Origin of the sequence: Paraburkholderia sp. RL18-085-BIA-A, assembly GCF_046027075.1 — a bacterium.
Taxonomy (GTDB): Bacteria; Pseudomonadota; Gammaproteobacteria; order Burkholderiales; family Burkholderiaceae; genus Paraburkholderia.
The window spans coordinates 1-11,919 of record NZ_JARESU010000195.1 but is presented as its reverse complement, the minus strand read 5'-3'; the positions used below and the strand labels follow the sequence as shown (position 1 = coordinate 11,919).

The window sequence follows — 11,919 nt, the reverse complement described above, 5'->3', positions numbered from 1 at the left end:
TGTATAACAAGCCGAATTCCCGGACGGGCGCGGTCGCGGCGCTGACGGTACGGCGGTCGATGCACAAAATGCCGCACATGGCGTTGGAAACGATAAGTACCCTTTTAGAGTGACGCGACAAAGCACAGGCACACCTCCCGGACGGCAGTCCCGACCCATTGAATTTTGCATGCATAATACAAACAGTATCTCGGCATCTGCGAGCCAAACTTGAGCAAAAACTTTTCTTGTCCGGCTCTCTACAGGGGAGAGGAGGAAAACGAGGTCGGGCTATGCTTCAGTCACAGCCCGCGCCGACTCCGCGCCTGGGCATCAAAGTTTTCCGCCGCGGCGTTTTCTGACACATTGGTGATAAAAACGTCGCCTCAACAGCACCGTGACGGGGAATCGAAATGGCAGCGTCCTCGCATGCGACTCCGACTCCCGTTGGCAAAGGACTCTGAGGCAGTAGGGGCCGGAATGGTCATCGGCAGCCCATAGCGAAGGTATCGCTTCCGCCCAAACCGGCGCGGTGGTCGCGGGAAGCGAATCGGCGACCTCGCAAAACACTCGGCTGGCGCCGGCCCGGCGAGTCTTTATTGATGACTGCGCCAGGCAGGGAATTGTTATCGACCCGGCCGTTGCATTTGGCATTTGAAACCGCCTTGGGATACACGAGCGTCGGGCCAGACAAGTCGCTCTTGCCATACGACGTCAGTCGTGGTCGCCACCGCGCGCACTTCGTGAGCTGATGCTTTCGAGCCAGTACGACTGCCTCTTGTCGACTCACTACAGCCGGTCGCGCCGTCGGGCATCCATGGGCAGTTAACGAAGTAGTCCGGTCATCCAGGCCGCCGTCGCAAGGACAGCGGACTGATGCTCGGTCCAGCGTCCCCCGGGTACATCGTCCCGAGCGAGCGGCCACGCGCAATGCGAATATCGCGCGTGTCCGCTGACCTCATAAGCAAACTCGTGGCGCCCCTCATGCCCCGGCAAAGAGACGGCCCGCCGCGCATCGTTCCTACCTACTCGATCATGCTTTCTTGTCGCGCAGCGTGATCACCGCGGCCAGCACGACGAGGCCGTTAATAATGTCACGCACGGCTGGCGGCACAGTCGTTCCTGCGAGCAGCGTACCAAGCGCGGTGAGCAGCAATGCGCCACCGAATACGCTAAGGTAGTGTCCACGCCCGCCCGTGATCAACGCACCACCCACCACGACGACCGCAATCGACGGCAGCAGGTAAGGATCACCCATCCCGAGAAACGCCTGGCTGCTGAAACCGGCGAGCAACACCCCGACGATCGCGGAACACAGGCCTGAGAGGCAGTACACCGCGATCAGCGTCGCCCGCACCCGCACGCCCGCCAGCTTCGCCGCTATCTGCGAGTTGCCGACCGCGTAGACGCGCCGTCCGAACGGCGTGCGATGCAGTAACAACAGCGCCACCGCAAGAAAAATCGGCACACTCCACGCGGCGAGCGACAGCGGACCGAAGTGGCCGTTTGTGAAATCGCTGATGACTGGGGGCGCCCACCCTTGCGGCGAACCGTTACAGTAGATCAGCGTGAGTCCTTGCAGCAAGCCGTTAGCGGCAAGCGTGACAACGATCGGTGGTAGGCCGAGCACGACAACGCCGAAGCCGTTGAACAGGCCGACTAACAGACCCACGCCAAGCACCGGGGGCACCGCCCATGTGGCCGCGCCGTTCGCGCCAAATGTGAGGCCAGTGAGCAGCACGCCCGACAACGTGATCAACCATGGCATTGAAAGGTCCAGTCCGCCCGTCAGAATCACTGCACCCTGCCCGAGACCGAGGATTGCGAGGAAGAGAGTCAAGGTCAGCAGACTGCTATAAAAATTGGCGCTCGCGAGAACCGAAGGGCCGTAGACAAAACTGGTAATCGCAATAACGACAATGAAGAGCGCGTATGCCGGTACAACGTACTTGACCCATTCGCGATTGCGCTCGATCCAGTCGCCGACGAAGCGCCCCTTCAGTTCCTTGTTTTCGATCCATTGGAAGTCGGCCACTTCGAAGCTCACGCGCCGCGCATCACCGCCGTCCTTCGCACGGGTGCCGGTTCGCACGGCTCTCATCCATTGCGAAGCGTACCGTGCGCAATGATGTGCCGCGGAATCCTTTCCGATCGACGACCCCAGCACAGCCAAGATAAGAATCGCCGCTTCAGCGATCGTCGTGTAGCACGCCGAGACATTCAGTACCAGCAAAATGTTAACGGTGATCATCAGGGTCATGGCGGCAAACACCGTTCCAACGCATCCGCCCCGTCCACCGCCAAGCCACGTGCCGCCGAGCACGACGGCCGTGAACATCGACAGGAGCAGCGGCCGGCCGACCGGCGGATCGGCCGACCCCGTCTGGGCCGATACATAGAGGCCCGCGGCCGCGTAGAACATGCCAGCGAGCGCATACGTTGCGATTCGATAACGCGTGAGCGGCATGCCGTTCGCGTAAGCGCCGTCGGGATCACTGCCGAGCGCGTAGATGCCCACCCCGAAGCGCGTACGCTTCACGAACGACCATATAAGGAGCGCAACCACGAGCACTACTGCTGACATCGGTACTTTGTCGACAATCAGGTCTGAGGTGATGAAGCCGCCGAACTGCTCACCGATGCTGCCGCCGGGTGTATTTTGGATAAGCAGCGTCAGCCCCTGCACCATGAACATCGTGGCGAGCGTAACCACGATCGATTGCAGTCTGAACCAAGCGATCACTGCGCCGTTGACAAGGCCGATGCCCCCGCCAATCGCAATGATTAGGGCGACGCCTCCCCATTGCTGAAGGGCCGTGCCGTGCACGAAGCGAACGGCGAGAACGTTAGAGAGCGATACCACTGCCGACGCCGACAAGTCAAATCCGCCGGAGAGCACCACGATTGTCTGCCCGATCGCGGCCTGCGCAAGCGTGGTACTGCTCGAGATGACCGACCCTATGTCGTAAAGACCGACGTGTGTAGCGGAAAGCGACATCCACGCGATAACCATCGCGACCAAGGCGCCGACCGCGATGATTAACCCGCGATAGTGATCGACCCGTGCGCCAAACCCCACGCGCGCGCCCGGACGCACAATTTCGCTGTCCCTACTGGCCGCTCTTTGCCTCACGCAAGTGGCATAGGTAGCATGAAATTCGCGAGCTGGCGGTCGGCTGCACCCGACCCACAAGAGACAGTCGCCCCTCTTTGAAACGGTCATTCAGTGCCTGCAAGTCACACCCGTAGAAAGAAGCGACTCCGCCGTCTATGCCATCATCCGGTACATTGACCCGACTACCGGAGATCGTGATGAGCAGCAAGTGGTTTTCGAAATTCGCGAGCTACCTTTCCACGATGACCGGTAGGCCCGCCACCTTTGTGATGGCCGTCGCCCTTGTGATCGTGTGGGCGACCACCGGCCCGTTCTTTCACTACAGCGACACATGGCAACTCGTGATCAACACGTCGACCACGATCGTCACGTTCCTGATGGTCTTCCTGATCCAGAACACGCAGAACCGCGACACGGCGGCGATGCAGATCAAGCTCGACGAGCTGATCCGCGCAATGGAAGGCGCGCATAACGCGCTGCTCGATCTCGAAGAACTCGACGAAAAAGACCTGAGCCGTTTCCGAAAACACTACGAAAAACTGGCGGAAGAAGCGCGGACCGCGCTGCGTGCGGGCGGCAGCGACACCGATTCGCCGTTCGTCGACCACCACGATGACAATGATGACGACCGGCGAGGCGATGAGAATCGCGATGGCAAGCCGGGGACTGCGCCGCTACGCGGCTAGCAAACGCGCTGTCCGACTGCGGCGCGCATCCGCTCGATGAGCGTCAACATCGGCCGACCGCTGACGGACGGCGATCGGCAGCAAGCGACCCACTTGAGCCACTTGGACGAAGCCGACGAGCGTCCGATTGCCGACCGACATGAGACACTGGCACCCAACATTGCAGGCGGAAGGAATACGCCTGCTGCTCGTCGTGGCGCACGCGGAAGTGCTGGATATCCTGCGGGTCGAAAGACTCGAGGATCGCGTCTACTATCTCGGGCGCCGCGTATCGGTGCCTGACGCCATCAACGATTTTCCGAGGGGCACGGAAATCGGCACCGCGGCGTGAACCAAAACGCCGGCAACCGTCCGCACAGACGTCGCGCGGCGGCCTGAATTGACGCCTTGCTGGATTGATCCCTGCCAATAACTTTCAGTTGACCGCTGCCTGGCCTAGCATGAACCGAGTACCCGCAAAGATCGCGACAGGGTGCGAGGGACGCTGAACATGAATCCCTCAACGAAGGACTGGCGACTGCAGCGGATCGGGCCAGGCACGCGTCTGAGAGCCCCTCGCGCTGCCGCCATCGCCGGCATCATATTTTCTGTTTTACTGATTACCAGCCTTCTGCTGCTGCGGCATTCTGTTCCTGTTCTCGCTTCAGAAGAGGGCCAGTGGCTTCGAGAAAGATCGAGTACCGTATCTGTTGCGGGCAACCTGGTGCCGTTCGCTGGCATTGCCTTTCTCTGGTTCATTGGCGTGCTGCGGGATCGTCTCGGAGATCGCGAGGATCGCTTCTTTGCCACGGTGTTTATGGGGAGCGGCCTCCTGTTCCTGGCGATGTTGTTTGCCGCTGCCTCGTTCGTCGGCGGGATTGTGACCGCGTATGGCATCGAGTTCGATCGACTTCCCGGTTCGGCCACGTTCACCGTTGCGCGAGCGGTTGCCTACGAAATCATGAATGTCTACGCGGTCCGCATGGCCGCAGTATTCACGATCGCCACCTGTACGCTTGCTCTTCGCACCGGCTTTGTTTCGCGCTGGATCGCGTTTATTGGATATGCCGCAGCACTCGCGTTGCTCTTTGCTGGCCGCCACATAGATTGGATCGTGCTGGTTTTCCCGCTCTGGGTTCTCCTTCTCAGCCTGCACATCCTGTCTGACAATTTCGGCGTATCGCCCATGGCCGGCGCGAGTGATTCTGACAGGAAAGGCGACGCTTGATTCGTTGATTCGGGGGAGCGCCGACGGGAGACGGTTTCCACCGACTCGAGCGCTCTGAATACCCGATTTGTAGCTGAAAGCGGCCTCTTCGTCTGGTACATGCGAGGGCCGCTGATGGCCGGATACGGCCTGATGCATAGGCTGCAGGTGTCCCGTGCGTCACTGTCGAAAACCTGGCGCGGCTCCTGTTCCGCCGGAGTGCTCCTGCAGCGCAGGAGAGCCCAACCAGCCGCGGCATCCGTTTTTGTGCACCCCGAGCGCGCGCGTGCCTGCCAAAACAGTCTGGCAGTGGGTATCTCGGGCCCACACAAGCCACAGCGGAGTACGCGTGATGACAGGCATGTTTTCGATATCGCCGCAGGGCGAGAAGGGCGGCCTCGTATCGCACAATGCCAGGAGAGAGACAACGGACATTTCCTGTGGCCCGCCCACACGCAGACCGCGATGACGGAACACGGGCCGCCAGCGGCGGCCCGTGTTCATAACAGTCCATTGACCGTTACGAATCAAAGCAACGCGCCTTCAGTGCGGCACATTCACCACCCCGTGGCTCACCCCGATCGCATTGCTACCGGGGTTCGCCACGATGGCCGGCAGGTTCGCCACGCTCAACGCCAGCGCAGCAGCGCCCGGGTTGGCGCCGCGCGGCACCGTGCGGATCACCTGCGACGGCGGCAGCGGCGTGCCGTTCTTCAGGTGGCTCCACATCAGGTTGAGCGCCTGGATGTTGTAGTAGTGGACCGGCACGAAGCGTGTGTCGAAGCCCGGCACGCTGAGGAACGCGTCGAAATGCTGTCCGTTCGTCACCTCGTAGAACGACAACTGGCTGCGCGATCCTTCCCTTACGCTGTTCGCTGCAAGATAAGCACGCGACGCATGATTCACCGGCACGAGTGCGTCGCTGCGGCCCTGAACGATGATCGCGGGCTTTCCATGCAGGTCCGCATTCACACTGATTGCCTCGACACTCGCCCGCATGCGCGGGTCTCTCTTCGTCCATAACGCGCGCAAGCACGCGGCACCCGCGAAGCCTGCATCGGGTGTCGCGAGCCGATGGTCAGCGCCCCCTTGCGGCGTGACGTTATAGACGAGACTGATGCCGTTGGTCGGTGGCACACCATTGCCTAGCCCGAACACAGTCGGCATAGGCGAGACGGGCGGTGTAAAGCCCGCTGCGCCCGTTGCAGGGTTCGCCGTGCCGAAACTGAAACCGCACAGGTTGTCGATCACGCTCGACCTTGTGTACGCATCCGCGTACGTCACGGCAACGGCCGGCACGGCCTGCGAGTCCCACATGGGAGCGTGCAGCAGGTCGGAATCGGCTTCGTAGCCAGCCGCGTGCAGTTGCGCGAGCGCGTCGTTCGCCTGCGTTTGCGTGTCGCTGCCGTGCACGTAGCCGGCTGCGGCGAGTGACGTGCAGCGGGCCTGGCGGATCGCCGTCGTCGTCGCGGGCGGCAGCGCTGTCAGATACGGCGCGCCGGCAGCAGTTACCGCGAGTGCCGCGCACGGCTCGAGGAGGTTGGCGAGCGTCATGTAGTCCGCCAGGGGCTTGCCGGCCGCCGCGATGCGCTGGCCGCCCTCGTTCACTTGCGCGTTACCGGGCATACGGACGTTGACCTGGGGTTCGCCGACCACCACGGCCGTGATCCATCCCGTCGTATCCTGCTCGGCGGCCGCGAGCGACGCGCCACCGCCGTTGCTCACCGACGCCGCGATCGTCGTGATGCTGCCCGGGCGGTAGCGCTCGCCATGAGGCGAGCCGCCGGGCAGTGCAAACTGCCGGTTCAAGGCCCAATAGGCGAACTGCACCGCCTCGAGCGTGTCCTTGCCCCAGTCCGCTTCAGGGTTCTGCTGGGAATGCGCGTGCTTGAACGCATAGCGGTTCGGGAACTTCTGGTTGGCGGCGGACAGCGCACCCGCAGGCACATTGGCTGTGAAGAGACTATTGCGCCCGGCCGTGGCGGCGTCCGCGAGGCGGCCGTCAATCAGCGTGACAAGACCGGTCATCAGTTCGTGTGCCCCGTTGCCGGTGCCCTTGTCGGTATAGGCGACCGCACAGCCGCGCTTGAGCCCCCACTCACCAGCCGCCGAAATGGCACCGTAGACCCCGCGCGAGCCCGATGACGTAGCTGTGACGATGCACGGGTTCGCCGGATCGAAGTTCGCCGGCACCTGAACGAGGAGGCTGACGTTCTGCTGGCCCCTGCCGTCGTCGGCGTACGCGAGGTATTCGGTGCCGGCGATTTTTCCTTCGCCAAGGGTGTCGTTGCCGTACAGATCGACATTGGGTCCCCAGAAAAGACCGTAGCCGCCAGGCGCCGTGATGTCGACGAGCGCGCGGTAATTTGCCCAGATCGCGAGCCGCCGCAACTCGGCTGCCGTCGGACTCGCCGGGTTCGCAAGAGCGGGCGCCTGGCCTGCGAGTCCGGTTTTGCCGAGGCCGGCGGTCAGCAGGTCGTCGCTGACGCCGTCATAGGTGGTCGTCCTGAGGCTGTCTGCCACGACGAAGCTCGGCAGCCCGTTCGGGCCCGGGCGGCCGCCGTCGTGATCGTCGGCCCGTGCAACAGGAACGAGTACCGCGCTCACTAACGCGGCGCCGAGCAGCGCTGCTTTACTCCGGGTTGCGATCCGGATATTTCTCATCGATGTCTCCTTGTGTGTTGTTCGATTTCGACGCGCCGTGCACCACGAAGACCCTTGTGCAACGTTGGATCACGCGTCATCAGACATTAGGACGTCAGGACCGCAGATACAATGAATTGTTGATGAAACAACATCCCTGCTGCCGCGGCTAACCCGCTCAGCGAATACGATAAAACAATCCGCGTGGCGATCTTCGTGATTCACCACCACGTACATTTGAAATTAGAGTGGCCCATGGGACACCATCGACTCCTTGTCGCTGCGTGTCCCGATCCTATCCGGACGGAAGGACGGTCTTGTGTGCGACACCGAACGATATCCTTGCGCTTAAGGCCTGACGCCAATCGGCAGCACACGACCCAAAGCGGTCCCTTGACTGAACGAGACGTTGATGGCGCGTTCCAAAGGAACAGCGGCCATTCGAGCGGTATCAACTCTCGAGATGAGTCGACTCGACGTGCCGCCCCGTGGCTTGATGATGCCGGGTTCGCGAGGGGAACAATGCCCCCGACGGAAATCCGATCATGTCGCTTGCGCAGATGCGCCTTTTCCCTCATCGGTAACGTGATCGCGCGCCCGGAGCAGGAAGTACGCTGTGTTCTGGTCGGCGCTAAGCACGTCGGTTGTAAGTATTTGTCGGGCCGCCCCGATCAACCTCTTGATGTAATCCTGCTCGCTTTCGTCGTTGCCGTGCAGCCGCCAGATAAAGGAGCTATGGCGGAACAGGCTGAGCATATTGCGCACGTCTCCCTGGCGCTCGAAGAGGTTCCATAGAGATTGATGAGCACTGGAGAACAGTGAATCGAATCGTTCGCCATAGAAGTATTGATACGCCTTGATGAGGTGGGCGAGATCACTACTCGAAAGCGTGGTGGTTTCCCGCAGCGAGCGGGCGGCGAGTCGCACCATTGCCCGCGCTGCCGTATAGAGGTCGCCTTCGGCCGTTGCCGTCGTGTAAACTTCCCTCAAGGCATCGTCAGCCTCTGTGCTCTTGTTACTGATAGTCCGGTTAAGTACAAGATTATTGGCGACGGTATCAAACCCACGCTTTCGGGCCTGAACTTCAAGCTTCAGAAGTTTGGCGCCGCTGTCTTCATCCTCCTGCATTTCATAGATGATCGACTCAGCCTGCAACGCACTGGCAGTCTTTGGTGTGAGGCTCATCACCTGTCTGGCCGCCTCTATCGCGGTTGTATCTCCTAGCGACTGGAGGCACATGGCGTAATTCAGCAACAACTGTGATTTAACCTCCTTCGATCGATCCACGGCGAGCAGACGTTGATAGAGAGCGCGTGCGTCACTATGTTCGCCGATCATACGCAGACTCTTGGCGAGCATTATCTCGATAGTGTCCCGATGTGCCGGAAAGCCTTCGGTCGGAATGATGGCCAGCACATCACGGCATACGATCGCGCAATTCCGGTAGTTTTTTGCATCCAGAATGGCGCTGCAATAGATTCGGCATAGTCCAAGAACCGGCTCGGCCGATTCGGTTGACTGCCATACTGAGGGCGTGTCAAGAAGACGTGTCACCAGAAAGTGCGGATTCTGGAGAAGGCTGCCATCATCAGAAATGAGCGTGCCGTCGAGTTTTCTCAGGCTGGCGCTCCCAGTTCGCCAACGTTCTCCAAAATACAGTGAAGCAGCCTTTCTCACAAGACTGTCGATTTCTCCTTGGGACATGCGCGACAGAACGTAGTCGCGCACAGGTCGCGGAGACACAAGGATCTTGACCTGATCTTCTACACCTTCGCTCTGCCTGATTATCGATGTCGACGAGCGAATTTGGATCAGATCGCGCTCAAGCAACTCCTCAGCATGGCGAGGAAAGATCGGACTTTCATGTTCGATGCGCTTCAGTCGTTGTAAAGACTCGCCATGCTGAAGAATGGCAAGAACCTTGAGCAGCAGCCACGAGCGTTTGGAGACCGGATCCAAGGAGTTTGCCAGTTCGCTGACGGCGTTCACAAGCGACATCGGAATCGCTTCTGTCGCCGATGGACTACTGATCAGATCAGTTCCTGTCGGGGGGCCGAGCTCTGCAAGGCTGACCACCCGAAGGGTGCCCAGCGCGCGGTCTATCCGTACCGGCAAACCATCGGTGTGCCGGAAGATTTCGCTGACTCCCCGCGGAGAGCGTGCTTCGGCCCCAACGGACGGGTGAGCAAGCAGATACGTTCGAGTATCAGCCTCATCGAGTGCATCAAGCCGGGTGACATCGATCGTATGGACCTTCGGTGCCTGCCTCGCAAGAAGAAAAACAATCGCGTTCGGACAGAAGTCGCGCAGCATCATCGCTAGCTTTTCCGCGTCGCGTTCGGGAGCGGGGGCGGCCTGGTCGCCAATACCCGTGGGTGCCTCGTCGAGAAGCAGGATGCAAGGGCCCGCGGACGTCAACGCCTTGCAAAAATCGGGAAAGGAATATCCGACCGTCGTCGCAAAACTCGTGAGGAACTCATCGCGCGTCGAATAGTTGCCCAGATCGACACGATAGATGCCGTGATTCTCTCGGCCCATACGTTTGGCGACTGACCAGAGAAAGCCATCGCGACCGAGTCCCCAGTCGGCGCATACCCACGCCATTCGTTTCTGCCTGATGCTCTCCATGCATGATTGCTGCTGCAGCGGGCGGATCACGAGGTGCTGCTCCTGCTCGGAAAGAGCATACACAGCGGTCTGCAAGACGTCTTGCCATCGATGCAAAGTCTCTTCGACGGTCGTGGCGAGATCAGCCGGCTTCGAAGTCGCCGCGACGACCGCCCTGGAAGCGACTGCGGTTCGCTTGAGGACGATCTGTTCTTCCAGATACTCTTTTCCAGGCAATAGGTCGAAGTTGTCGACGTCCTGGACGATCCGGCGATCCCCATTTCGTGGGTTGACGCGTCCCTTTCGTGGCCACAGCTTCCAGGTGCCTTCCGCTTCGCCGAGCTGGATCTGCCCAAGGGAATAGCCGTGCACCCTGTCAGTTTTCCCGTCGGCTAGAAATTCCAGGCCAAACAGGGAAGAGCTCTGGAAAGATTTGCGCCCCGCGTCTCCACCGTGAAAGACCGTTGTGAGGCTGGAGTCGTGCATGTGGCCATAGAAGTGCGAAGTGAAGCGTCCCACCGGGCTGATTTCTGTGTTGAAATGTCGTAACGCTTCGGGAGTGAGCCATGTAGGGGGATGGTGTGTGACCAGGAAGTTGATTTCATGCCTGTTACACCATTCGGGAGGATTGTTTTCCGTCACGGCATTCAGTTGCCGAAGGTCCAGCAAAAGTCGCTCGGAATAGTCTTCGTCCCCCAACTGCAGGAACGAGGAGTTAAGGCCGATCAGACCAACCGCGATGCCGTCGACAGTTATGGAGGCTGAGAGGTCTCCGGGGATCCTGCCGGTGAAACATTCCGGGACGGGAATGCCACGCTCGGCGAGACCATTTAACCACGACAAGTAGTTACTAAAAGCCTTGTGGACGACGTCAATGTACTGGTTGGTGGAACCCGACCAGAACTCGTTGATGACATCAAGGTCCGTTCCCCATTGCCGCAGAATTTTCCGTTGAGCGTCGCTTTTGGGCGGGCGAACCAGATCGTGATTTCCTGGAACCGGGAATAGAACAGGATGCTGTCCGAGCTTATCCAGCAATTCCCAGATATCCGATAGCTCATTCGAAACAGATGCAAACTCTTCCGCGCTACCGCGCTGTGTAAGATCGCCCGAAAACAACACTAGATCTAACGGACCCGCCTCGGTGGCTAGTCGCTTGAGATCTTCCAGAAATAGCGCTTTGAAATTAGGCCATAACCATTGGAAGGATTGTCCAATATGCAAATCGCTCAAGTGAAGCCAAGAAATCTTTCGGGTCATATTTTATAAACGTTATCAACCTGCGATTACTTATAGGAAGCACAGAGGTGTCTCCGCCGGGCCTGTTGGCATTTTACATCCATCGGATAGCAGGAAAGGGACGCGACGCGGATGAAGAGTTTGCAGCCGCGTTCACCGAAATTTGTAACGCTGATCTACCTTGCCTGGAAACGCAAGGAAGGGGGCCAAAATTCCTGACTTCTACGACATGCTTCGAGGATCAGATAGCGGGTACCCCTTATGTTGGATGGTTTAACTTGCGTGTGGCAACCAACGCCAGTCGTCGAGATATGCTCGGATCTGGTGTACGGGGGAGTTGAGGCGGGAGGTTGAAGGCGGTGGAGGTTTCAGCTGAGAATCTGATTGTCGAAGTCGGAAACCAGCAAACAACAAACCATCCACCATGAGCAAGTTTACGGAAAAAGAAGTCATCGGTCTATCGG

6 protein-coding genes and 1 pseudogene are annotated in these 11,919 nt (G+C 59.7%); 4 read left to right on the top strand and 3 right to left on the bottom strand.

Annotated elements, in window-relative coordinates; translation table 11 throughout:
• Positions 1-527: 527 nt before the first annotated feature.
• Positions 528-637: pseudogene (locus tag P0D89_RS54735) on the top strand (IS30 family transposase); the annotation flags it as partial.
• Positions 638-1,012: 375 nt separating this feature from the next.
• Here the strand turns inward: P0D89_RS54735 and P0D89_RS47520 are convergent.
• Positions 1,013-3,058: an ABC transporter permease subunit gene (locus tag P0D89_RS47520; protein ID WP_408368840.1), complete on the bottom strand. Its 2,046-nt coding sequence runs from the start codon at positions 3,056-3,058 to the stop codon at positions 1,013-1,015.
• A 233-nt stretch (positions 3,059-3,291) separates the two neighbouring features.
• On the opposite strand from P0D89_RS47520, the gene P0D89_RS47515 reads away from it, so the two are divergent.
• The 3 genes from P0D89_RS47515 (at position 3,292) to P0D89_RS47505 (ending at position 4,987) form a co-directional block, all read left to right on the top strand.
• The gene (locus P0D89_RS47515) at positions 3,292-3,780 is read left to right on the top strand and encodes a low affinity iron permease family protein (RefSeq protein ID WP_408368842.1); all 489 of its coding nucleotides are present in this window, start codon (positions 3,292-3,294) and stop codon (positions 3,778-3,780) included.
• A gap of 127 nt (positions 3,781-3,907) precedes the next feature.
• Positions 3,908-4,111 (top strand): hypothetical protein, encoded by a 204-nt coding sequence (locus P0D89_RS47510; RefSeq protein ID WP_408368844.1) that lies wholly within the window; start codon positions 3,908-3,910, stop codon positions 4,109-4,111.
• 159 nt (positions 4,112-4,270) lie between these two features.
• Positions 4,271-4,987, top strand: coding sequence for a hypothetical protein (locus P0D89_RS47505; protein ID WP_408368846.1), 717 nt, complete (start codon positions 4,271-4,273; stop codon positions 4,985-4,987).
• Positions 4,988-5,509: 522 nt separating this feature from the next.
• Here the strand turns inward: P0D89_RS47505 and P0D89_RS47500 are convergent.
• Positions 5,510-7,630, bottom strand: a complete 2,121-nt coding sequence (locus P0D89_RS47500) for a D-(-)-3-hydroxybutyrate oligomer hydrolase (protein WP_408378945.1) — start codon at positions 7,628-7,630, stop codon at positions 5,510-5,512.
• A gap of 522 nt (positions 7,631-8,152) precedes the next feature.
• Positions 8,153-11,476: a metallophosphoesterase gene (locus tag P0D89_RS47495; protein ID WP_408370574.1), complete on the bottom strand. Its 3,324-nt coding sequence runs from the start codon at positions 11,474-11,476 to the stop codon at positions 8,153-8,155.
• Between the last annotated feature and the right edge of the window lie 443 nt (positions 11,477-11,919).